The 24773-nt window shown below is 32.0% G+C and carries 16 protein-coding genes; 7 read left to right on the top strand and 9 right to left on the bottom strand.

What is annotated here, in order from left to right; translation table 11 throughout:
• Positions 1 to 152 precede the first annotated feature (152 nt).
• Positions 153 to 3656 carry a carbohydrate-binding protein gene (locus tag Q0910_RS13230; RefSeq protein ID WP_299217259.1) on the top strand — a complete coding sequence of 1168 codons (3504 nt, stop codon included), beginning with the start codon at positions 153 to 155 and terminating at the stop codon, positions 3654 to 3656.
• A gap of 184 nt (positions 3657 to 3840) precedes the next feature.
• Here Q0910_RS13230 and Q0910_RS13225 read toward each other — a convergent pair whose 3' ends face one another.
• From Q0910_RS13225 to Q0910_RS13215, 3 genes are read right to left on the bottom strand one after another with little or no spacing between them, the layout of a single operon-like run.
• Positions 3841 to 6009: a hypothetical protein gene (locus Q0910_RS13225; RefSeq protein ID WP_299217256.1), complete on the bottom strand. Its 2169-nt coding sequence runs from the start codon at positions 6007 to 6009 to the stop codon at positions 3841 to 3843.
• Between the two features lies 1 nt (position 6010).
• On the bottom strand, positions 6011 to 6871 hold the full coding sequence (locus Q0910_RS13220) for a hypothetical protein (protein ID WP_299217252.1): 861 nt from the start codon (positions 6869 to 6871) through the stop codon (positions 6011 to 6013).
• Between the two features lie 8 nt (positions 6872 to 6879).
• Positions 6880 to 8577: a trypsin-like peptidase domain-containing protein gene (locus Q0910_RS13215; RefSeq protein WP_299217248.1), complete on the bottom strand. Its 1698-nt coding sequence runs from the start codon at positions 8575 to 8577 to the stop codon at positions 6880 to 6882.
• Positions 8578 to 8705: 128 nt separating this feature from the next.
• Here Q0910_RS13215 and Q0910_RS13210 point away from each other — a divergent pair, with 128 nt between their 5' ends.
• A complete protein-coding gene (locus Q0910_RS13210; RefSeq protein ID WP_299217245.1) occupies positions 8706 to 9947 on the top strand; it encodes an MBL fold metallo-hydrolase in 1242 nt (413 codons plus the stop codon).
• Between the two features lie 58 nt (positions 9948 to 10005).
• Here Q0910_RS13210 and Q0910_RS13205 read toward each other — a convergent pair whose 3' ends face one another.
• Both Q0910_RS13205 and Q0910_RS13200 read right to left on the bottom strand, forming a co-directional pair.
• Positions 10006 to 13641 carry a M1 family aminopeptidase gene (locus tag Q0910_RS13205; protein WP_299217242.1) on the bottom strand — a complete coding sequence of 1212 codons (3636 nt, stop codon included), beginning with the start codon at positions 13639 to 13641 and terminating at the stop codon, positions 10006 to 10008.
• Positions 13642 to 13702: 61 nt separating this feature from the next.
• Positions 13703 to 14581: an ABC transporter ATP-binding protein gene (locus Q0910_RS13200; protein ID WP_299217239.1), complete on the bottom strand. Its 879-nt coding sequence runs from the start codon at positions 14579 to 14581 to the stop codon at positions 13703 to 13705.
• Positions 14582 to 14798: 217 nt separating this feature from the next.
• On the opposite strand from Q0910_RS13200, the gene Q0910_RS13195 reads away from it, so the two are divergent.
• Positions 14799 to 16001, top strand: coding sequence for a histidine kinase (locus Q0910_RS13195; protein ID WP_299217235.1), 1203 nt, complete (start codon positions 14799 to 14801; stop codon positions 15999 to 16001).
• A complete protein-coding gene (locus tag Q0910_RS13190) occupies positions 15998 to 16696 on the top strand; it encodes a LytTR family DNA-binding domain-containing protein (RefSeq protein ID WP_299217231.1) in 699 nt (232 codons plus the stop codon). The genes Q0910_RS13195 and Q0910_RS13190 overlap by 4 nt, the downstream gene beginning before the upstream one ends.
• A gap of 29 nt (positions 16697 to 16725) precedes the next feature.
• Here the strand turns inward: Q0910_RS13190 and Q0910_RS13185 are convergent, their stop codons facing one another.
• Both Q0910_RS13185 and Q0910_RS13180 read right to left on the bottom strand, forming a co-directional pair.
• Positions 16726 to 17436 carry a LytTR family DNA-binding domain-containing protein gene (locus Q0910_RS13185; protein WP_299217228.1) on the bottom strand — a complete coding sequence of 237 codons (711 nt, stop codon included), beginning with the start codon at positions 17434 to 17436 and terminating at the stop codon, positions 16726 to 16728.
• Positions 17437 to 17440: 4 nt separating this feature from the next.
• On the bottom strand, positions 17441 to 18418 hold the full coding sequence (locus tag Q0910_RS13180) for a histidine kinase (RefSeq protein WP_299217225.1): 978 nt from the start codon (positions 18416 to 18418) through the stop codon (positions 17441 to 17443).
• Between the two features lie 216 nt (positions 18419 to 18634).
• Here Q0910_RS13180 and Q0910_RS13175 point away from each other — a divergent pair, with 216 nt between their 5' ends.
• The 3 genes from Q0910_RS13175 to Q0910_RS13165 all read left to right on the top strand — a co-directional run bounded on the left by Q0910_RS13175 (position 18635) and on the right by Q0910_RS13165 (position 22517).
• Entirely contained in the window at positions 18635 to 19960 is a 1326-nt protein-coding gene (locus Q0910_RS13175) for a serine hydrolase domain-containing protein (RefSeq protein ID WP_299217222.1), read from the top strand.
• A gap of 11 nt (positions 19961 to 19971) precedes the next feature.
• Positions 19972 to 20835 carry an ABC transporter ATP-binding protein gene (locus tag Q0910_RS13170; RefSeq protein WP_299217219.1) on the top strand — a complete coding sequence of 288 codons (864 nt, stop codon included), beginning with the start codon at positions 19972 to 19974 and terminating at the stop codon, positions 20833 to 20835.
• Between the two features lie 134 nt (positions 20836 to 20969).
• Positions 20970 to 22517: a hypothetical protein gene (locus Q0910_RS13165; RefSeq protein WP_299217216.1), complete on the top strand. Its 1548-nt coding sequence runs from the start codon at positions 20970 to 20972 to the stop codon at positions 22515 to 22517.
• A 136-nt stretch (positions 22518 to 22653) separates the two neighbouring features.
• Here Q0910_RS13165 and Q0910_RS13160 read toward each other — a convergent pair whose 3' ends face one another.
• Both Q0910_RS13160 and Q0910_RS13155 read right to left on the bottom strand, forming a co-directional pair.
• On the bottom strand, positions 22654 to 24336 hold the full coding sequence (locus Q0910_RS13160; protein WP_299217213.1) for a serine hydrolase domain-containing protein: 1683 nt from the start codon (positions 24334 to 24336) through the stop codon (positions 22654 to 22656).
• 69 nt (positions 24337 to 24405) lie between these two features.
• Entirely contained in the window at positions 24406 to 24741 is a 336-nt protein-coding gene (locus Q0910_RS13155; RefSeq protein ID WP_299217209.1) for a DUF6249 domain-containing protein, read from the bottom strand.
• Positions 24742 to 24773 lie beyond the last annotated feature (32 nt).

Here is a 24773-nt window from a genome sequence, read left to right as displayed (position 1 = left end):
TCCTAAATTGGTCAACCAATTTATAATTAAACATAATTCGATACAATCGTATTTTGAAAAACAAAAAAATATTTTTTGCATAACAAAATTGACATAAATATTCCTCCTAAAGTGAAGGTTGAGATATGTCTACAAATTAAAATGATTTAATTATGGACAAAACAAACTATTTAATTAATATAACAAAGGTTTTTATCTTGTTAATAAACCTCTCGTTAAGTGCTGCTGATATAACAGTGCCTTTAGGTGGGAACATTCAGGATGCACTCGATGATGTAGGCTCTAGCGGAGGTGGCACTGTAACACTTGCTTCTGGTACATTTACGATTACTTCTTCACTTAAAATATCTAGTAACACAAAACTACAAGGTTCAGGTACATACGGCACTACCATTAAGACAACTCAAAATATAAAAATGATTGTTCAATCTGGTAATGGCTTAAAAAACATTACCATTCAGAACCTAACTTTAACTGGTACCAATGCATCTGACGGTGGAGGGATAGAAATTATCTCCTATGGCGCTGATCACGATACGGTAAAAATTTCAAGTGTTCGTTGTTACAACACGGGATGGGGAGTGCATATTAAAGGTGTTAAAAATGTTTTAGTAGAGAACTGTGATTTTAGTGAAAACGGAACAGCAGGTAAAGAAGGTTTTGCACATAATATGTACCTAAGGAGATGTTATGGTGCTGTTGTTAGAAACTCTACATTTAACAACTCTACTTCTGCCAATGGAATTAATATTTCTTATAGTGAAGATATTGAAATCTATAATTGTGAAATGTCAGGAAACTATTTCAGAGGAGTACGTGCTGCAGATACTGAAGGATATTTGGTACATGATTGTATTATCACTGACAATGGTGATTTTGGATTAGGTGCAAATAGTGAAAACTTTACTACAAGAGATATCGATTGGAAAAATAACTGTGTAGCAAATAATGCAAAAGACGGTATTTATGCTAAATCTGGAGCTACTGGAAAAATTTCAAATTGTAATTCTTATGGGAATGGAGATGATTATGACGTTACCAGTGCGGTTTCTCAGTCAAGCAATGTAAGTGATTCAAGTGAAACTTGTGAAAACACTGTAGATGTTTGTGACAGTCATGATGCGTTTTCGCAAATAGAAGCAGAAGATTTTTGTGAACAATCAGGTATACAAACAGGAACTGCCAATTCTTTTGTAGGTTGGGTAAATGATGGCGATTGGGTAGAATATGAAAATGTAGACTTTGGTTCTGGAGCAAATTCAATAGAAATTTCTGCATCAAGTGGTACTTCAGGAGGGACTATCGAAATAAGGCAAGGAAGTGTTTCCGGAACTTTATTGGGAGCGGCAGAAGTTACCAATACAGGATCTTTTACATCATGGGAAACCCTAACAGCAAGTATATCACAAGTAAGTGGAGAACAGGATATTTATTTTGTATTTACTGGAGGAAGTGGGTATTTATTAGATGTCGATTGGTTTAAGTTTTTAGAAGATACCACAACAAACCCTTGTAATTCACCTTTGGCAGCTATTACTCCGCCTTCTAATCTAACAGGTGGTATAAATTATGATTATTATGAAGGTTCTTGGAATTCTTTACCTAATTTCAGTTCACTTACACCTGTTTCAAGTGGTTTAGCATCATCTATTGATCTAAGTAATGCTACAAGTGGAGATAATTTCGGGTTAACCTTTGATGGTTATATTAATATTCCAAATGATGGTAGCTACACGTTTTATACAACTTCTGATGATGGTTCTACACTTTGGATTGATGGAATTAAGGTAGTTGACAATGATGGGTTACATGGTGCACGTGAAGAATCTGGAACGATTTGTTTAGAAGCTGGATATCATCAAATTGAGGTTCAGTTTTTTGAAAAAACCGGAGGAAATGTATTGTCAGTAGCTTATGAAGGACCCGGGATAACAAAACAAAACATTTCAAACCTATATGTGACTTCTGATTCTGAGGGGTGTTCAATTCCTTGGACCGATAACGACTTTACTATTTCCGATCAGATGGTAAACTATAGTTCCGGAGTCATTGATATTTCCTGTGCTTCTACAAGTCTTAAAGTATCTATGGATATAGAGGGCATGGGATCTATGGAGGATTCAGACTATCTAAATATTTATTATTCTATAAACGGTGGCTCGCCACAGGTTATCTCTGAAAATGTAAATGCCTTTTCTGAAAAAACTGTTTCAGTTAATGATATTACTGGCAGCAATATCGAAATAATTATCAATGGTGCCACCAGCGTAGCTTCCGAAACTTATTATATTTCGAATATTAGTATATCGGAAAGTACGATTGATAACAATAATACAGTAACTATTCAAGAAGAGGAAACCGGATTCTGCTCTTATGATGGTTCAATTGACAACAATCATAATGGGCATACAGGAACAGGATTTGTCAATACAGCTAACGCACTTGGGAATGGGATAGATTGGAAAATTGATGGATCAGCTGGATCATATACCATTACTTGGAGATATGCCAGTACAAGTAACAGATCTGCAAAATTAGTTGTTGATGGATCCACAGTAGCGAACAATATCAGTTTTAATACTACGGGAAGTTGGACTACTTGGGAAACAGAATCAGTAACAGTGAATCTTTCTGCTGGAGTAAAAGACCTACGCCTTGAAGCTACGAATAGCTCCGGACTTGGTAATATTGATTATATGGTAGTTACAGGACCGAACGTCTCTGCATTGGCTTGTACTACTATTGGTGGAGATTGTTCAGATTTTTTTGGAGGACTTTCAATTACGCAAACGAATCCTGGTTGTTCCAACAATAATGGTCAAATTATTATCAATTTCGAAGATTCTGATGCGTATACACAAATTCAATTCAGTATTGATGGAGGAAACTCATACCCTATTACCGTTAATGACAACGCTGGTTCTTATAGTTTTACGGGTTTAAGTAATGCAGAATATCAAGTAGCTGCTAGATATGCAGGTGGAGATTGTGAATACAACATAGCACACCTCATTTTAATACAGGATTGTGGAGATATTCCTTTAAACCCAGGAGGAGTTTCTTGGCATGATAGCTACGAGGCTAATGGATTTTGCTGGTGTAGTACTAATTTTGATCACAATTTAGGTAGTAAAAAAGTAATTGTTAATGGAACTCAGTACAGTGTAGTCGATATTTGTGATGAATTAGAAAAACATCCTTTATTTAGATCCAGAAATAATGGAGACAATATATATAATGATGTTCAATGCGGAAATGGACCTATAAATGATTCGGATGATGAACCATTGTGTCCAGGTAGAGTTGATATGGGTGTTGAAGGATGTTTACTAAGAGGTGTTCGCTGGGATATGGAATGGCTAGCCGGTAGAGATCGTTTTAAAGGAGATAACAAATCCCCTGAAGGGATAGCAAAAGAGGCTCCTCTAGTATATCCTAATCCTTTGAACAACTCTGATTTATTAAATATCACTATTTCCGGTTCGGTTTCAGCTCAAGTGGAGGTTTATAATTTAGCTGGTCAACGATTACACTCGGAAAGTATTAAAGGAGGATCAGCGACTTTGGACTTAAAACATTTGAATACTGGTGTTTATATTATAAAAATCCTAGACAATAAACAATCATATTTCAGCAAAATAAGTATTCGAAAGTAATCGTTCTATTTGTTGGGTTTTAAAACCAACTATTGATAACATATTTAATTTTGTTTATTGAAAAGCATCAACAAAATATACACTATTGATGCTTTTTGTTTTAGGACTCATACAAACAAACAATTAATATGATGGGTTTTATGTATATGAAATAACCTCTATAGTTAAGACGGAAAATTTAAGGTTAATTTTTAATCTTAAATTTTCCATCAAGTATTTCAATTTTCGCTTCTTTTACTACTTGATTTACAGAATAATGGTCCTTAAGAACTCCCTTTAATTCAAATAATTGATCAGGAACAACAATTTCCTTATTAAGGGCGGTAACACTATATGTTTTGAAACCAGATTTTGATCCTGAAGTGCTATAGGATAGATTTGCTTTTTTATGCATTTGTGCGCTCTCTAATCTTTTTGGCTGCGCTACACTTTGTTCTAAAGTAATTTTTATGTTTTTTATTCTATTAAAATCTGTTGGCGAAGATAGTTGGTATACTTTATCTATCTTTCCTAATGCATTCGCTAAAATGATTTGTCTATCAATCTTTCGATCCTCAGAAATCGTTACTCCTAAATCCGAAAGACCTTTAAAAAACTGAAGTTTTACAAACTTATCGGATACCGCTTTTTTAGCTTCATTTTCTGCTGTAGAAACTTTCTCCAAATAATCCGTCACGGTTACCTTATTTTTAAGCAGGTCATTATTAGGGTCCTTAGTTTCTTTTCTCCAATCAATTATGATTTGAATTCCATTAATCTTTTTTAACTGATTTGAATTCATTGCGGTACTATACTTCTCTCTAGTGATCCCCATAAGTTTATCCGCATCTTTTATCAAATCCAGCGATAAATAATCTTCAACAGACTTAGTATAAGCATTGATAGCATTACTATCTTGATTTAACTCGTTGTAGACATCTCCTAACATTCTTCTAAGTTTTGGATTTACTATTGGTCCGAATCGACTTGATACTGCCCTGCTTAGCTGAAATTTAGCATTTGCTCCGCCAGGTCCATCCCATTTCTTCTTGTCATAAAAAATACCTCCAAGTGTGATATGGTATTTTCGGATCATTCGTAGATCGTTATCTCCGTATGCAGCACCTTTCATATTAAAAAGCCTGATGATAAGCTTATTTAGTTTCTTGTCAGAAGGATCTAAACGTGGGTTATTATTATACAATCTTGCCATATCCGATGCCACATAGGTGTAAAATGCACGATCAGAATTCCTTACTCCATCTAGTGCAGCTTGCCAAAAAGTTTCAGCTTGTTTTAGATCACCTCTGAAATATGCTTTTTTTCCTTTTGTGTGGTAAACTTTATATAGCACTGATTTTGGATTGATCTTACTCCATTCACCAGACATATAAATTTCCGGACTATATCCATTCCAAAACTGGATATCACCAATATCTTCTATTTGTTCTGCCTGAATTATACGCTGAAGTTCATTTAATGCATTATAAATTATATTCTCAGCTCTGGTTTCACTTTCTTGACCTCTAAACAATTTAACTTTTAATCTATTGATTTTCTTCGAATTAAGCCAGTTATTATCTACCATTACATGAGTCCATAGCACTAAAGATTCTAAGGCCTTTTTATATTTTTTATTGTTAAAAGATGTGATTAGTTCTTTCCTTAGAAGTTCTTCTGAATAATTGGGTAGATCAATTTCCTGACAATCTAATGCTAACTGCCTGATGTTGTTCCGCGTGACACAAGAAAACTCATATCTTGTATACAATGCTACCATAGCACCACAAGCTTTTTCTGAAAATGGGTCTTCTGCATATGCTTTTTGATAATAATCACAAGCTTTTTGCAAATCATTATCACTTTTATACATGTCACCAATCCGTACATAAATATTAATCCGTTCTGAAGGATACCTTTTGGCCATTCCTTCTAATTTTTTGATTATTGACGGATCAATATCCTGTAATTCAATCAACTGAATAAAATTTGACCAAGCAGCCTTATTATCAGGATATGAAGCCAAAACTTTTTCATAATAAGTAAGCGCTCTTTTTTGATATGCGCTACTGTTTTTGACATCTTCAAGCGCCGCTTGCTGATATAAATAACCACTTGTAAAGTTTAGTCCAGCCTCACAAAGCTTACTCCCATCTCCCAATTCAAGACAATCGGACATTTTATTTTTTATATGTTTTGCAGCTTCTGCTACCTCACCTTTTGCAAGAAACTCTCCAATCGTAAGATTCACATCTTTTATTAATATTCTACTACTCTCTTTGTAGCTCGCGGGAGAAGGAGCACCATCCTGCCCAAAACAAGAGGTAAAAAGTATTGCAGTAAATACTATCGAAAATAAATTTTTAGTTTTCATCTTACTCAATGTTAGATTCAAAAAAGTCACTCGAAGTAGCAATAGTAGTATATACTTTCCTTCTGTATTTAGTAATAAAGATTTCCCCATTAAGTAGTTCCATAACAGGTAATTCTTTAAGCTGTATTCTTAGGCATCCCATTAGAGGTAAAGGTATTCCTGCCATATTTTCCTGCACAGTCCCTGAAAACTGAGCTTCTTCATGCTTAGATACTGTAGGAACTCCGCTATTGGTCTTACCATTGACAATCACTTTAAACTCACTATCAATGGGATCCATCATCAGCACTTCTTTTTTAAAAGGAAGAATCGCCTCTTTTATACCGGAAGTATCATCGATATAATAATGATTACCATCCGGAATAGTGATTGAGATTTTATCAAACAAAATACTTACCAATTCCTGGTTATATGATTTATTTAAATAAGCTTTCCAATCTTCTTGTAACTTCTCTAACATCATTACAGTAGAGCTCTGATACGCATCAAACTCTTCGTAATCCAGAAACTGCCATTCATGAGAAAATACTGAGTTTTCTGAATCCTTTAATTCAAAAAATAACCAATACTCTTCATTAAAACCTGTACTACCAACATTCTTATTTTTTAATGTGATCGTTAGTTTGTTTGATGCAGATTCCTTTAAAAAAGAGACGAATCCTATATACTCATTAAGTCCATCCATGAGTATTGGCAATGCTTTGGTTTTCATTTCATCTATATCGCTTTCAAATATTTCAAAAAATAAATTATCTGAAGTGATATCAAAACTCACTTGTATTTCCGGTTTTTGCGCCATAACCAGTACTGTACAGAGTAGAAATGTACAAGTGATCCATCCGTTAATTCTTGTTTTTCCCATAATCCCCGTTATTGAAATGTAAATTTTAATAATTTATCTGTGTTATCAGATCGTATCCGATACGATTGTTCGTTTACAACAGTGCTATCTGACTTTTTAATAACCTTTACCGTAATCTTATCATCTATATCTAAGTCAACTTCATTATGGGGCTTTATTTTTTTCCAATGCTGCGACCATTTTTCCAATATAGCAGCAGTTAACTGGTCATTTTCGTGGAATTGCTTCCACTCTCTTTCACGTTCTTTGGTAATTTTCAACTTTCGTTTTCCTAATACCATTGCTCCTTTATCTTGTAATATGCTATCCGTAAACTTGATAACTTCACTATTGTGCTTTTCTATTCGGACCTCTAAACGAAACTTTTTCATTAATCTTGCTCGCTTAGGATCAAAGCGTATTAATAATATAGGTTCTCGTAAAAAGCTTTTGGGGTAATACAATTCTTTTTTAGAAAATGGAGAAACAAAGAGAGGTAATTCTTCTCTTCCTTCTGGAACAATCTTCACAGAATCACCTATAAATGTTGTCCATATCAAAAATTTTGTGTCACCTATTGGATTCAAGCTTTTTTGCCGTCCTTCTTTAAATTCTTTACCACTAAACAAGGTAATTGGTACTTTATCAAATTCTGAATTTCCATGAACCCATACAGATGTAGTAAACGTCCATAAAAAGAATGTAATGACACCAAGACTTATCAATGATATATTACCAAAAAATAATGATCCAATGGTATTCTTAAGCTTGCTTGATTCACTATTTATATCTTCACCAAGCCAATCTCCCATTATTTTACCTGTGATTGTAACAGTTACCAATATTATTGCTATCAATCCAGATTCTTGTATTTGTCCAAGATGATAAAACATCCACCAAATCAACAGAAAAATTAATACTGGCAAAATGATCAACCTAATCCCATATTTGCGATACATTGGATATTTGGGATATTCCAGATTATATTCTTCCTGAATCTGTTTTTTAACTGCTTTACTCGTTAATTCGGAAAAGATATTAGTATCACCATCTTCTTCCCATCTCTTAAAAACTCTCCAAATAATATCTACAGGTATTACGAAGGCCCCAAGATCATCATTAGGGTTACGGGTCATCTGTATAATACCGATGATGTTACCAGTTTCTCTTTCTATTAAAGCAGCACCACTCATTCCGGGTCTTATCAATCCATTTACAAATACTAATTTCCTAATAACATCAGAATCAATTTCTTCGCCATTATAATTTAGGCTTACTGCTTGGGGAACATTTCGTTTAAGATCTCTATCCTTTTTTTGAAAACCAAATGCTAAAAATTGACGATCCTGTAAATCATCAGGAATGTCATCAATATCCGGAAACATCATTAAAGAGTGATCTTTTTTGGAGATTTCTATAATAGCAACATCTGGATACTCTTTTTTTAAAGATGCTAATTCACTTTCAGTATCAGTTGTTTCATTTGGTTCTTCATATATTTTAGAAACATATACTTTTACTGCACTCTCTTCCCATTCAAAATGACCAGGTTCTTCTAAATTTGGGAACAATATTTTGATGGAACCTATATTATCTATTGACTTTCTTACAACATGTGCACATGTAAGAACTTTTCCTGGAGCGATGAGGGTACCTGTTCCTATTGAGTTTTTTGCACGAACAAGCACTGTTCTCTTACGAAACAGTTTAATTAAAGGGTCGGCCATTAGATGATATTGTGACTATTAAGGTAATAAAAATTGGGGAAAATAACAATTATCATTAATTTACAACAATTTGATTGTATTACTATTAAGATAATCCATCATACTATTTAACTTCATAAAAAACATATATGCCAAACCCTATATCCATCGAATTATTTCCAGCGGGAAACGGTGATGCAATACTTTTAGATTTTGGCGAAGCTCTCATTTTGATTGATGCCGGATACACTTCTACCTTTCGGGATTATGTAAAACCCAGGTTAAAAGCCCTTCATAACGAAGGTCGCCGACTCGCAAAATTTATAGTAACCCATATTGATGCTGACCACATATCAGGCGCTATAGCTTTTATTAAAGAAAACGGAGCTGCTGACAATCCATCTGTGATTGCTATAGATGAAGTATGGTTTAATAGCTATAGACATCTTAATTTTGAGGATAAAGATGATGGTGATTTTGAAGGAGAGACTCCTATGATTGACATTATTGGAGGAAAAGAAAGTGCAGAAACGGAAGACGAAATTCAATTAGTAAGTTACGAACAAGGCACATCCTTAGGAAGTTTATTGCTGAAACATACCTATAATTGGAATACTACTTTTAATTCATTAGCGGTAAAAGCAGACGAGCCATTAAAACTAAAATTATCGAATGATCTTTTTTTAACCTTATTAGGTCCAACGCAATCATCGCTTGATAAAATGGCGAATACATGGTATCGTTATCTCAAAAAAATGTTTGCAGGTAAGATCAACCAGGATGCATTTTTTGATGATGCTTTTGAGAAAATGATGGAAGAAATGAGACAAGCAGATCTTGATGAAGCCATTCTTGATGAAGAAATGTTGGTATCCACTTTTGGGGATTGGGTGGAAAACTATACCAAATTTTGGGAGAAAGAGGACAACTCCCCTACTAATGGATCTTCTATTATCTTTTTGTTAGAATACAACGGTAAAAAAATGCTCTTTCTCGGAGATGCAATTCCTAACCAGGTGGAAGAACAATTAAAAAAGTTGATCCCCGAAGATGAATTACCATTACAAATCGATGCTCTTAAAGTTGCCCATCACGGAGCATGGAAAAATAATAGTCCTGAATTGATAAAAATGATACAAGCAAAATATTATCTTTTTTCTAGTAATGGAAGACGGCATCGACATCCAAATTTTGAAACTATCGCTAGTATTCTAAAAAATCACCCTGTAGAATCTCATAAAACACTGGTATTTAATTATAAACAAAGAGAACGATTACTGGATATTGATGATGATTTGAGTAAACAAAAATATAATTATGATACTATTTGGCCTGACGTTGATGAATGGGGAAATGGAATTGATGGGTATGTAAAATTGATAATAAAGTAATTCCATTAAGTGCTTAAATACCATATAGAACTACCCTATTATATTATAAAACTAGCGTCTAAAACGATAATTCGTTTTCTGAAAATGATCTAGAATTATTTTCTATTTTCTTATCAATTATTTTTCCTTTAGGATCCACACTAACTCTAGTAGGCTTTTGATCTACTATAATTTGCAATTCTGTAGCGTGTTTGGTGATATTATGTTTCTTTAGGTATATCAACTCTTCTTCTCCATTGGTTCCTTGTGCATATACCCCTATGTCAATCCAGTCGTTTACCGGAATGTTACTTTCGTTATTAATATCGGCTACTTTATACTTATCTACATCTAAGTTCAGTTTTACTTTATACTGATTGTCAGAAACCTTGTTATAAGTAGCTTCCGTTATCTGACATTCATGAAGTGTAACAGTTTCAAACAAATCTGTAATCACATATTGCAAACTGTCTGCAGTTACTTCCCTAAAATATGGTAATAAATCTTTGGTAGTAGCATATCTGTCTATTTTGGTCTTTTTTAAACCTTCAAAACTATCCCAATCTCTAATAAACCTTCTTAATGCTACATTAACGCTATCTTCAGAAATATAATCCTGTAAGGAATACATATTAATCAATCCTTTGTCATAATAGATATATTGTTGTCCCGATTCTACTAATGCTAGTGGCATTTCTTTAATTTTCTCATTAGCTCTTCCTTTCAGATAATTATCCATTCTGGAATGTAAAAACTGTTGTACTTTTTCTTCAGGATATTCTTCTTTCAATACCATTAAAGCTGAATACTGAGCTAAGGTTTCGGAAAGCATAGCTTTTCCTTGTACATTAGCAGGATTTACCTGATGACCCCACCACTGATGCGCCATTTCGTGAGCGGTTACATAAAAAGCCATATCCACATCTTTTTGATCATCAATATCCATAATAAAACCAATATTTTCTGAAAAAGGTACTGTATTTGGAAATGATTGTGCTCTCTTTTTATAACTGGTAGCTTCTACGATTCTCATCTGACGATATTGATAAGGACCAAAATTTTCAGTAAAATAATCAAAAGACTTTTTCATACCATGCATCATTCGATTCAGATTATATTCGTGTCCTTTATCATAGTATATCTCAAGATCTACTGTTTGCTTAAGGCTTGAATCTTCCGATATCCATTGATCCTTCATTACCTCATATTCTGCAGATATAATAGAATAGAAATTAGACATAGGTTTATCCATTTTATAGTGGAAATACTTGCGTTCACCTTCTTCCCATTCTTTCTGTAAATAACCTGGAGCTACAGCAGTTTGATTTATGCTAGTCCCAATAATGATTTCAAAATTAATCTCTTCGCCGTCACCTGAAGACATACCTTCTAGAACTGCTTTTGAATCATCTATTTTAGCTCTTCTCATTCGTGGTTGTAAACCATATTCTTTTCGTTCTGAATCATCTTCTAACTCAATATGCTTATTGTATCCAATTGTTGGTAAGTAAAAGTTATTTAGTAATGTCCCATTGTATACGATATTAGTACTCGCGCCTTCTGTAAAACCTTTCGTGGTATGGGTTTGCTTAAATTCCATTTTTATAGCATCACCTGGCTGTAATGGTTGGTCTAATTCATAAATATAGTACCCATATAATTCGTGTTTTTTGTTGACGCTGGCTCCTTTTTCGATATTTAAATATTCAATTTCTACTTGGTCATTAGGTGCTTTTTGGATATGAATTTCACTGATTACGGTATCGTGAGGATTACTTAGTATGAAATACCCTTCTGCTGTATAATCTCTTTGATAGGGATATAGCTCTATTTTTAGGTTAACATCTACAATTTTTGGCTGTATGAGTTGATCATATTTCTTTAACGTTTTTTCATAATTTACTCTATGTTCCTGCTGTGTAGCAACGGTTGAATAACTATTAATAATATTAGTATTATAAAAAATATAACAACCTGATAATAAAAAAACAGAGAGCGTAGTGATACCAAATCGCATTAATGGTTTTGTGAATCTTAGTTTACTTGAGCTCCAGCGTCTTTTGATATTTGTTTCTGTACCTCTAATTGCAAAAACTATTGCTACAATAAATAGTATTGCTGAAAACGTAATCCAGTAGATCTTGAACCATATATAAGGCTCCCAAAAATGGCCATAACCATTCATATCTGAATATATTCCTAAATCAGGACCTCCTAAATTGTATAATCCATGATCATACCCTAATACTTGTAATCCAATGGTAGCACAGAAAGTAAAAACTATGGCTATGATATGAGATAAAAACTTATGATTAAGTACCGTTTGACAGAAAAAACAGATAATCGTAAAAAGGAACAAAAACGGAAGTATTTCAATGAAAAAGAAAGTGAAATACAATTCAATTTCAAATTCATAATATCCTTTAGAAGCTTGAAAAAGGATTCCGGTAAGAATCATAAGAATCATCAAAACGCTATAAGAAAGCACAAGACCTATCAACTTACTTGTTAAATACACCATATCTGAAACTGGCAAAGCATCATAAATTAGATTGAGTTTTGTATCTCTTTCCTTCCATATCAGTTCTCCTGAGTAAAATATGATGATCAATAAAAAAAATAGTATGGTATTTTCTAGTAACTCTCCTACAATAATATAGGTGGTAGGATAACTATCTACACCAAATGCTGTATCTAAACTTATTGAGCTGATGAGTATGATTCCTAATGCACAAGCTGTAATTACTAAAAAAGGTACTGATGTTAGAATTGATTTAAAATAAAATAAAGAATGATGACAAAGAAGACCAATCTTTCTAGGATTCATAGAAACACTATTATTAGAAATCAGTATCACGTCTATTTCTTCATTAGTTTTAGTTTTAAGATCTGTATTGATAGTTTTTCTTTTTATAACACCATTTTTAATCACGTTAAAAGCAAACCTATAATAACCGACTATTAAAGTTATCAATCCAATAGACATCCATAACAATCTATTATACAAAAGAATACCTTCTAACGGAAGCATCATAGTGTTTCGTTCTACTACCGTCCAATATTGAGTAACCAAACTAATTGTTTGAAATGAAAATGGTTCTAAAAGGCCAGATAGAAATAAATTTTTAGATCCATTTGCTAATTGCATCGAGAAGATATACATCATTAATAGTAGTACTCCTTGTGTATAGACAACCATCAATTTTCTGCTTAAAGCACCGCTTATAAAAAATACAGCACCTCCAAAAAACAAACTAGGAAGTATGAGCGTTAGAAATGGATGCAGGTAATGCCAAAGATTAAAGGCTAACAGAGCATCACTATTCCTCCAAGGTAAAAACTCACTAAGTATCATCCCTAAGGGCAAGGCAGCATAAATAACCAGCAATATCACAAAAGAACCTAAAAAACGTCCCAATAGATAATCTCGTTTTCTGATTGGGTTCACAAACATCAATGATTCCATATGATGATCAAAATCTCGTAACGCTGCAACTCCCATGATCATAGAAGTAATCATCAGAAAAAATGCAGAACTAATGGTCATTGTTCTGGCAATAACATAAGGCGCATTTCTTTTTAGAATATTAAGATTACCTTCAAAAATAATATCTACCGCGAGCATTGAATACAACAATAGAATGAAAAAGTACAGATAGGTATCAGGACGTTTTGCCCTGTATTTAATTTCAAATTTGAATATTTCGAATAACATGATGATTAGTATTAAATGAGAATTGAAAAGTGTTAAGTATCTATGTCTATTAACATATAGTTTAGCTCTGAAGTCCACCAAAAATATTAGAGAAGTATACGTGCTCTAAATCTGTCGGAATAGCTTTAAATCCCTTCCCTGGATTATTTTTGCTCAAAATGTGAATAACTGGTTTCCCTTGTATAAACTTTTCAGCAATGACTGCAAATTCTTGCTTATAGCTATTTAGTTCGCTTTTTTCAATCGTTTTTTGATATACCGTACCTTCAAGTTCTTCGATAGCTTGTATTGGATTTCCCTTTAGGAGTACCTGTCCCTGATTGATGATAGCCATATTAGTGCATAGTTCTTTAACATCTTCTACAATATGAGTGGATAGGATTACCACTGTGTTTTCTCCTAATTCACTCAATAAATTATAGAAACGGTTTCGCTCCGCTGGATCAAGTCCAGCTGTAGGTTCATCTACTATAATAAGTTTAGGGTTAGAAAGTAAAGCTTGTGCAATACCAAATCGTTGCTTCATTCCTCCAGAAAAACCTCCCAGATTTTTCTTTCTATGCATATATAAGTTTGTTTTATGCAAAAGTGCTTCAACAACTTCTTTTCGTTGTTTCTTATTTGACAATCCTTTAAGTACTGCCAAATGATTTAGCAAAAACTCTGCGGATACTTTAGGGTATAAACTAAATTCTTGAGGTAGGTATCCTAACACTTTTCTAATTTCATCTTTTTCCTTTAACAAATCTGTGTCGCCGAGAGTTATGGAGCCTTCATCCGCATCTTGTAAAGTAGCAATCGTGCGCATTAACGTTGATTTTCCTGCTCCATTAGGACCTAACAAACCAAACATTCCTGTTGGGATGTTTAGTGAAATATCTTGTAATGCTTTGGTTCCGTTAGCATATGTTTTTGATAAGTTGTTAATGGTTAATTCCATATTGTTCGTTTTTTGATTAAACTGTTTATTTTTTTCTAAACTTATCAAGAAGCTTTTTTATAATTAAATAATAGTGATCAACTGGATATAAATAGGTATACAAATAGGATCTACAAATGGTAAATAAGTTTATCCCTGATTTGATATTGTTCATACAGAGATGAACAGTGTATGTCAACTTCTTTGGAGGATATACTTTATTTAAGTATTATTGGGTATGATGTTACAAAATGACAGATATAATCGGGTATTTATAACACTTAGTCTCTTTGTGTTTTCTTTAATAAGTGGTTTGTTCTTAATAAAACTGGATATTAAATTCACCGGTACTTTATTGACATTAACTTCTATTGGGACACTTGGTTATTTGCTATTATTTTGGTTTCTAACAAGAAAAAATTATATCAAAGACCTAAACGCATTAATACGAAAAGAAATCTTAGTTATTGCTATTCTATTGGGTGTGTTTTATTTGATAGGAATGCTGGAATCTGATCCGACTCATGGAGTACTCAGTATACTCTTTGGAATTTCATGTGCCTATGTAGTACTCTTTCTTTATATCAGATATCGAATTGATAAAAGAGAAAGTACTGCTTTTAAAAAATTGAATGTCCCTGGATTAGGTTTTTGGTCATTGATGATCAATATTTCTATCGTTATTTTTAGTATTGTTTTCTACACATTCGAGGCAAAAGCAACTAAACAAGGAACTTTAGTATTATTAGAAGAGGAAGATTTACTAATGGATCTTCTAATACCAGTGATGTTTTTAATGGTTTTGGTTTTTATATTAAATTGGCTAATTAGGCAGATAAAATCCATCATTAGACTTAAAAATGAAAAAACTAAAACTGAGTTATTACACTTAAAAAGCCAAGTTAATCCCCATTTCTTTTTTAATACACTTAATAACCTGTATGGTTTAGTAGAAGAAGATTCGAAAAAAGCTCAAGAGTTAATATTAAAATTATCTGATATGATGCGATATAGCATTTATGAGGGAGAACACGATTTTGTTACAATTAATAAAGAGATTGAATATCTTCAGAATTATATCGAACTTCATAAAATGCGCTACCATAAAAAAACCGATGTTCAATTTAATTGTAATATTGAAGATAAAAAATCCAAAATAATGCCTTTATTATTTATAATATTACTGGAAAATGCATTTAAACATGGTTTAGAAAATCTAAGAGAAAATGCCTTTGTTCGATTAAACCTGACTTCCACAGCCAAAGAAATTCATTTTGAAATAGAAAATAATTTTGACACTACAGAACTCGCAAAAGAACCAGGTATTGGGCTTAAAAATTTAAAAAGAAGACTAGAGTTAGTGTATCCAAAGAAACATTTTTTATCTTTTGCTGTAACAGAAGATGTGTATAAAGTACAATTAACGTTAGAACAAATATGATCAAATATATAATCGTAGACGATGAACATATGGCACACGGTATTATCAAACGTTATTGCGATTTGTTACCAAACATGAAGTTAATGAAGGATTGTTATGATGCGCTAGAAGCATTGGAATACCTAAGTACTAATGAAGTAGATTTAATTTTTCTTGATATTAATATGCCGAAACTTAAAGGTTTTGATTTTTTAAAAACACTTCCTTCGCCACCCAAAGTCATTGTTACAACTGCTTACAGCGAATATGCTTTGGAAGGATATGAACTTAATGTAACCGATTATTTATTAAAACCTTTTGGATTCGAGCGTTTCCTAAAAGCAGTCAATAAGGCAGTAACCACAACATCTAAACCCTCATCTACTTCGGAAGTAAAGCTAGAAACTGAAGAAAAAAGTATTTTTCTAAAAAGCAATAAAAAATATACACAGGTTCCACTTGGTGCTATTCAGTACTTGGAATCTGCCGGGAACTACGTAAAGGTGGTAACTATTGATGAAACCATCACTGTTAGAGAAAAAATAACTGATTTAATAGAGACACTAGCTAATGATGATTTTCTGCAGGTACACAAGTCCTTTGCAGTGGCTAAAAAGCATATAAAAAGTATCGAAGGAAATAGAATATTAATTTCGGATCATATAATACCCATCGGAACGATGTATAAAACTAATATTACTCAATTATTTAGATAAATGATCTTACGAATCCCAATTATAGTACGCTAAGCGTTGTCGATTTTATTTAAAACCATTTTTCGGTAAGACTTACTTATTGGTAATTTACTATCATTTTTTAATACCATTTGATTACCATCGATTAATTTCAGTTTATTAAAATTTACAATAAATGATTTGTGTATTCTTATGAAATCATCTGATAGTTTTTCTGCAAAATCTGATAGTGTTGTAGGTGTCAGAATCATTTGATCCGTATATATTTTAATGTAATTTCCGTACGCTTCTATATAATTGATAGCATCAAAATCAAGCTTGATAATCTTTTTATCACTCTTTACATATATAGATGTAATAGTATCTTCTTTCTCTATAGCCACGTTATTGACATTATTATTCTTTGATTTTTGTTGCACCTTAATAACAGCCTGTATAAATCGTTCTAAAGAAAAAGGTTTGAGTAAATAATCTGTCACGGATAACTCAAATCCTTCTACTGCATATTCTGGATATGCAGTAGTAATAATAACCTGAGGTTTTTGCTGCATTGTCTTTAATAAACTGATACCAGACAATTTGGGCATATTGATATCCAGGAATAATAAATCCACATTGTTTTCCTGTAAAAAAGCCATAACTTCAAAAGCATTTTTACACGTAGAAACTACCTCTAGATAAGGTATTTCTTTAATATAATTCTCAATGATCTGGCGAGCTATTGGCTCATCATCTGCTATTAAACATTGTAATATTTTCACACATTCAAAAATTAAGAGTTAATGCTACTTGATAAGAATCTTCTTGTTCGGCTATTTCTAATTGATATTTTTCTGGATATATCAAATCTAAACGTTTTCTAGCATTTTTTAAACCAATACCGCTTTTTCCTTTTTCGAGATCATTATGCTTTATATCTAAAGAATCAGTTGTGTTTACACACTGGAAAACAAGTGAACTCTCTCCTACTCGAACATCAACCAACACTTTACTCTTCACACTCTCCAGAACTCCTAAATGTTTAAAAGCGTTCTCCACAAAAACAATTAGCAACATTGGTGCTATGACAGTACTGGATATATTACCACTTATATTTAATTGAATATCTGCTTTATCTTCTAAGCGTATTTTCTCTAAAGAGATATAGTTTTCGAGATATTTAATTTCTTTTTCTAAAGGAACAAACATTTCTTTAGTTTCGTACAAACTATACCGCAGTAGGTCAGAAAGTTTCAACATTAAATCAGGTAATTTTTCTGATTTCACTACGGATAATCCATATAGGTTATTCAAGGTATTAAATAAAAAATGTGGATTCAATTGTGCTTTCAGAAGTTTTAACTCCGCTTCCTTCTCCTCTTGGCGACGAAAAAAACTATCTCTGGCAAGTTTTAAGGCTGTTCCGAAAAGGATCACCAATAACAGACCTCCAAAAACATTTAAAAGCATTTTCCATTGAAAATTATTAAAGAAACTACTCAAAAGAAAGACTCCTAAAAAAGTAAATAAGAAAATATTAAGAAGAAAGAGAGTTGTTCCCAAGGCTCTTTGACTTTTGAAAAATAATGGCAATATCTTTAAGTTACAGATATACACTGGAGGCATTATAAAAGCGATAATACTCAAACTTGTAACAAATCTATTTTCTGCTTGAATGACCATCATAAAAATAAGCATCAAAAACAACCATATTGTTATGTTTTGTAAGAGCTTATTATCTACCCAAGTATCTATTTTTGACATAGTATCCGATTAAAAATTCTTATCAAAAATAGGTTTTGGTATTTGAAATAACACTTTTTAATGATGTAAGTTATCCTTTATGGTCTATGTGACCTCTTTTTCGTGTTAAGATGATTTTTATCCTAATATCATTCTATCACTTCCTCTCATCATTCTTTTTTTATTCTAAACTTAAATTAAATGAGTTTTGATCCAACAAATTATAATAACAGATTTATGAAAACTTCAAGACAATTAATCGTATTACTAGTATTCTTCCTTATAAAGTATATTGGATATGGCCAAACAAATGATTTAGATATTATTTCTAAAAAATATAATTCCGTATTAAAAGAACAAAACAAAGGAGTAGCTATTTTAATCAAAAAAAATAACGAAATAAAGACAATCAGTTTAGGTAATTTTAATCTAACAGCGCATAGTGTTTTTAATATTGGTAGCGCAACAAAAACTTTTACTGCAATACTAATACTTCAGGAAGTCGAAAAAGGAAATTTAAGACTAACTGACAGTGTTGGTAAATACTTAACACCAATACAAAACGTAGATGGATCCTTGACTATAGAAACTCTACTAACACACGAAAGTGGTTTAGATGAAGTAATAGGAAGAAACATTCAAGATATTTTCTATGCAAAAAACGATTCATTATACAATACTGCTTTATTACAACAAGTAGAGAAATCAAGCTCTAAGATGGTTGGTAAATTCGACTATTGTAATACCAATTATTTTCTTTTAGGAAAAATTATTGAAAAAATCACAGATCAAAGTTATTTTGATTTGTTGCGAGAGCGCATTCTCATTCCTTTAAAAATGAAAAACACTCATCCATACGTGCATAGAAATATTCCGAATTTAGCCACACCTTATCACAAAGGAAAAGATGTGACTGACTATTTAGACTACCGTTATTTTGCAAATATTGCGTATGCAGCTGGTAGTATGGCTTCTACCCTAACAGATATGGAAATATTTTATCGATCCTTATTCGAAACAGAACAATTACTGAAAAAAGAGACAGTAAAAATGATGATGGAATCTGGAAACCAATATTATGGGTATGGATTATTTAAATCCAATCAGGATGGAGTGAATTATTACGGACACGGTGGAAACAATATTGGGTATGCATTCAGGAATGAATATAATCCAATCACTAAAGATTTGTACTTAATTTTCACTAATACAAAGTCAATTCCATCAAAACAATCTATTAGTACTGACCTAATAGCATATATGAATAATAAACCTATAGAAAGTTTCAAAAGTATTGATTTAAACAATTTCAAAAAATATACCGGAACTTATTTGCTTAAAGAAGCTAATCTCACTTTGGAAATTATTCTTGAGAATGATAAAATGTATTTAGTTTCTGAAGCTCAAGGGGTTAAAAGTGAACTTATCCAAAAAGATGACAAATCACTTTATGACACTACTGTTGGAGTTGTATTAACACAAATAGAAGATGATACTAATAGTTTATCGTTTAGCCAAAATGGTTTTGTAACGACCATTAGCAAAAAAGCATTAAGTAAATAAAATCGATAATTATGACACTCGAAATTCAAAACGTATCAAAAAAATATAATAGAAATAAGTATGGTTTAAAAGATTTCTCTATAACTATAGAGAAAGGGATATTAGGGTTATTAGGACCTAATGGAGCTGGAAAGTCTACACTTCTAAAAATGATAGCGACAGTAAGTAAACCAACACAAGGAGTCATTATTTTGAATAAAAACAATATTCTGAAAGATGCTAATTATATGCGAAAACAGCTAGGTTTTCTTCCTCAAGATTTTGGAGTATATCCTAACCTTAATGCTTTTGAGTTTTTAGAATATATAGCAGCGATGAAAGGTATTGGAGGATCCAATCTCAAATCAAAAATTGAGCAGTTGCTAGATGGACTTAATCTATTAGACGCTGCAAAAAAACCTATAGGAAGTTATTCTGGAGGAATGAAACAACGGGTAGGAATTGCACAGGCACTTCTTAATGATCCCAAAATTGTAATTTTTGATGAACCAACGGTTGGGCTTGACCCAGAAGAACGAGTTCGTTTTAGAAATCTTATTTCGGATTTAGCACAGGATTGTATCGTGATTTTGTCCTCCCATATTGTATCAGATATTGATACAATTGCAGATCAAGTCGCCGTAATGAAAAATGGCTCTTTGCTTTCATATGGGGATCAAGAAAAGTTGATAGCACACGTAGATCAAAAGGTTTTTAGCATTATCATAGATAAAGAACAACTTACAAATTTTAAAAATAATCAAATAGTGGTGAGTACTTCCCGAAAAGAAGGAATGCTAAACGTTAGATACATTTCGGAAACTCCAAAGGAACATTCTATCCCTGAGCAAGCAAATCTAGAAGATGCATATTTATACTTAACTAAAACAAATTAAAACCATGAAAAATTCAATAAATAAAAAAGCAATGACAGGAATTTCTATTGTTTTTATAATGATTCTAATCACTGCTCTGATTTTCTTAAACAATATACATATCGGAGTCTATAATGCTCACTAATACATTTATTATGAAATCATTTTTATCAACCATAAAGTTCGATTATCTACAACGTACCAGAACCTATAGTTTTCTAATAACCTTGTGTATTAGTTTAGCAGTAGCGTATACATTTGTACCAGAGCCCAATGCATCATACTCAACCATAAGAATTTCTGATTATGTTGGATATTACAATTCGGCCTGGTTTGGTTATGTAACTGCAATTATGACGAGTGTGTTTTTATCATTGGTTGGTTTTTATCTTGTTAATAGTAGCATTAAAACTGATCAAGTAACCAAAATTGGACAAATAACTGCCGCTACGCCTGCATCTAACTTTAGATATTTATTATCGAAGGTATTCAGTAATTTTTTGATATTATCTACCATTGTATTTATTATTTTCATCATGAGTATAATTCTCTTCTTTTTATACAATGAAGGGTTTCCTTTTGAACTGTCACAATTTATAGTTCCATACTTATTGATTCCTATTCCGGCTATGTTTTTTATTGCTGTATTGGCAGTAGTTTTCGAAGTTCTATTCAAAAAATATTCAGTAATTCAAAATATAGGTTTCTTCTTTTTATTTTCTGCAACCGTATTTTCTACTTCCCCAAATGAGATTCAATATGTATTAGATCCTTTTGGAACTAAAATAGTAATGCATCAAATGGAAGAAAGTGTTAAAAATATTTTACAAGTGGATGAGCAGACTAATTTATCGATAGGGTATGTTTTAGGAAATGTTCAGAAACCAAAGAAATTCGAATTCAATGGAATATCTTTTCCTTTATCCTTTTTAATAAGTCGAATAGCGTGGATCTTACTGGGAACAATACTAATTGTATGTATATCTCCATTTTTTCACCGGTTTAACACAAAAGACAGACCTAAAATCACAAGTACAATTCCTAAATTCTTTAATAAAAAGGAAGGTAAAGAAATCGTTCTATCGAATTTATATCAATCTGAAATTGATTATGGAATATTTTCTCTAGTAAAAACTGAACTAATGTTACTTTTCCGAAAAGGAAAAAGATGGTTATGGGCTATAAATCTTATAGGAATGGTTTTGCTAGCAATAACTCCCGTTGAGATTGCATACCCATTGATCCTACCCATACTATGGTTTTTACAAGTACATCGGCTTTCGGAAATATCATCTAAAGAAATTTACCATAATGTTCATTATTTTGCATTTAGTTCGCATAAACCGTTAGGTCGATTATTAACCTCACAAATAATTGCTGGGATAGCCATCATATTGTTTTTAGCCACTCCTCTATTAATTAGATTGATAATTACACAGGATTTTTCATCTGTAGGTTATATCATAACAGGATCCGTATTTATTGTTTTGCTGGCTTCTGCACTAGGGATACTTACTAAAGGAAAAAAACTATTCGAAATACTATTTTTCATGATCACATATGCAAACATTAATAAAATACCATTTGCTGATTATTTCGGTGGACTTATTCATAGTTCTAATTATATAATATCACTAATAATAGTAACTATAACTTTAGGAACTATTGGTTTCTTAACCAGAAGGTATCAGTTGAGAAAATAATGACATCCTTTGCACTCTGAATTCGTTACGATACATGTTCTTTCGTAACGAATTCAAAGTGTATTAGTTATCACTATATTCTATAGAAGAATTTCACAAATGAAGAGGTGTTTATTGCTTCATTCAAAAACAATAATCAAATCCTTTTTTCAAACCAAAGATTCTTTACTCTTTCCGAAGAAACTTTAAACCCAGTAACATCATCTTCATGAATTATAAAGTCTAATATCCCAAAGAACCATGTGTTCCCAGTAAACTTAGTACGTTCTAATGCTGTAAGTTTAGTATTGTCTTGTCGTTGATGACTGGCAATTAATTGACCATTTTGTATTGATAATTTATAGGACGTATTTAACTCTTCACTATAATAAGTACCAGCATACTTTTCTAGAATAGATTTATCAATATCATAGGTTATTCTTTTTGCAGAATTAACAGTTCCATTATGATCAAAACTTACTATGTTTACAACCCCATCTTTATCCTTTATAAATGTGATTATAGCATCTATTCTTCTAATCCTGAATTGAGTTTCACTAATTATTTCTAAAGGTAGTGTCCCTTGTCCAGTAGCTGTAATAAATAGACTTCCCTCCTTCTGATTGAATTCTAATACAAAACCTGGTTGCAATTGAAACTTTCCTTCATACTTGGTTAACGTTTCTTCCGTGATAGCCGGAGTTGATAGTACTTTTGGATTTGGTCCGGTTTTTAAAGATTTCATATCATTATTTAAATATAAATCTGCAATCCGATATGCCTTTTCTTCTGCATTTAAGGATCCATTATTTGTTAAAACAATAATAGATAGTTTTTCCTCAGGAAAGCGTAAAATCTGACTTTTATATCCCGCATCTGAACCTCCATGACTAATGACTTTGTGATTTTTATATGAATGTACTACCTGACCTAAGGCGTAAGATAACGTATCTCCGTTTTTCAATATAGTTGGAGTGATTAATTTAGTCATCATTTTTCTATTACCTACTTTTGGGTTTTCAAAATTCTTCAACCATTTAGTTAAGTCTTCTGTAGAGGTTCTGATACCAGTAGGCCCTACGATATCTTTTGAATTTCTAATAGCTACTTTATATGATTTCCCATCATAATAATATGGATATGATATATTGTTAATGATCTTACTATTATCTTCTAATGTTATAGTATTTCTCATTTCCAAAGGCATAAAAATATGATCTCTCAGATACATATGAAATGGTTTTCCTGATACCCTTGTTATAATTTCTGCCAGTAATATATATCCAGAATTATTATATAAAAAATCGGTCTCTGGCGGAAAATTCAATTCTCTTTGCTGTCTAAATAACTTAAAAACATCTTTTTTTGTGATAACATCTTCTATATTCCACCCTGCCATTCCTAATAGGTAAATTACACCTCGTATTCCATGAGTATGCTGTGCGAGATTCTTTACTTTTATAGTATATCCAAAATCAGGAAGTTCAGGAATGTATTTTCGAATATCATCTTCTAAGGATAATTTTCCTTCTTCTTCTAGTAATAGTGCTGCAAATGCAGTAAACTGCTTAGAATTAGATGCTATATTAAAAAGACTGGAGGTTGTATTAGGGATATTATTTTCGATATTTCCTAAGCCATACGCTTTTTTAAAAATAATAGTTCCATTTTTGATAACTGCAACCGAAGCTCCAGGAGTTTCACCTTGGTTCCAGTCATTAAATAACATATCTATTTTTCCAACTTGTACTGTAGAATTTTGAGATTGTACTGTGCCTATTGAAAGCATGTAGATGCATACCGAAATGATTTTTATACCTACTCGTTTTGATTGTGTCATAGTTGATTAAAATTGATTGATGAAATGATTATTTTGATTATAAATTCTAATATAGTAATAGACTAATTTTTAGATACTTGTTTTCTTTTTTTCCATTTTATAGTTAATAATAATGCTGATTCCTCCAAATAAAAATGTCATAGAAAAATAAAATACGGGGTGATCTTTTTCTGGCATGAATAAATTTATACCGTATCCCACTAAAATCCCTACAGCAATACCTATAAGAAACATTCCATATTTTAATGATTGTGCTAAATCCTTTTTCTTATTTGCTAATTGAGAAGCATTCACTCCATATTTTATCATGGTAATACGTTCCCTATGTCTGGAGGTAATATATATGTAAATGATTCCAAACACAGAAACTAAAAATGAAATAGGTACTAAGATATTTCCATCCATATTCTTAAATTTTTTAACTGTTATCTAATAAG

Origin of the sequence: uncultured Aquimarina sp., assembly GCF_947495315.1 — a bacterium.
In the GTDB taxonomy this organism is placed as follows: Bacteria; Bacteroidota; Bacteroidia; order Flavobacteriales; family Flavobacteriaceae; genus Aquimarina.
Note: the sequence above shows the minus strand (reverse complement) of the source record. Positions and strands in the feature narration are given on the sequence as shown.

Excerpts from the sequence above, each read along its gene's own strand:
- Q0910_RS13195 (WP_299217235.1), top strand. The coding sequence starts at position 14,799 with ATGATGTTACAAAATGACAGATATAATCGGGTATTTATAACACTTAGT.
- Q0910_RS13225 (WP_299217256.1), bottom strand. The coding sequence starts at position 6,009 with ATGAAAACTAAAAATTTATTTTCGATAGTATTTACTGCAATACTTTTT.
- Q0910_RS13220 (WP_299217252.1), bottom strand. The coding sequence starts at position 6,871 with ATGGGAAAAACAAGAATTAACGGATGGATCACTTGTACATTTCTACTC.
- Q0910_RS13210 (WP_299217245.1), top strand. The coding sequence starts at position 8,706 with ATGCCAAACCCTATATCCATCGAATTATTTCCAGCGGGAAACGGTGAT.
- Q0910_RS13160 (WP_299217213.1), bottom strand. The coding sequence starts at position 24,336 with ATGACACAATCAAAACGAGTAGGTATAAAAATCATTTCGGTATGCATC.
- Q0910_RS13190 (WP_299217231.1), top strand. The coding sequence starts at position 15,998 with ATGATCAAATATATAATCGTAGACGATGAACATATGGCACACGGTATT.
- Q0910_RS13215 (WP_299217248.1), bottom strand. The coding sequence starts at position 8,577 with ATGGCCGACCCTTTAATTAAACTGTTTCGTAAGAGAACAGTGCTTGTT.
- Q0910_RS13165 (WP_299217216.1), top strand. The coding sequence starts at position 20,970 with ATGAAATCATTTTTATCAACCATAAAGTTCGATTATCTACAACGTACC.
- Q0910_RS13155 (WP_299217209.1), bottom strand. The coding sequence starts at position 24,741 with ATGGATGGAAATATCTTAGTACCTATTTCATTTTTAGTTTCTGTGTTT.
- Q0910_RS13205 (WP_299217242.1), bottom strand. The coding sequence starts at position 13,641 with ATGTTATTCGAAATATTCAAATTTGAAATTAAATACAGGGCAAAACGT.
- Q0910_RS13170 (WP_299217219.1), top strand. The coding sequence starts at position 19,972 with ATGACACTCGAAATTCAAAACGTATCAAAAAAATATAATAGAAATAAG.
- Q0910_RS13200 (WP_299217239.1), bottom strand. The coding sequence starts at position 14,581 with ATGGAATTAACCATTAACAACTTATCAAAAACATATGCTAACGGAACC.
- Q0910_RS13175 (WP_299217222.1), top strand. The coding sequence starts at position 18,635 with ATGAAAACTTCAAGACAATTAATCGTATTACTAGTATTCTTCCTTATA.
- Q0910_RS13230 (WP_299217259.1), top strand. The coding sequence starts at position 153 with ATGGACAAAACAAACTATTTAATTAATATAACAAAGGTTTTTATCTTG.
- Q0910_RS13180 (WP_299217225.1), bottom strand. The coding sequence starts at position 18,418 with ATGTCAAAAATAGATACTTGGGTAGATAATAAGCTCTTACAAAACATA.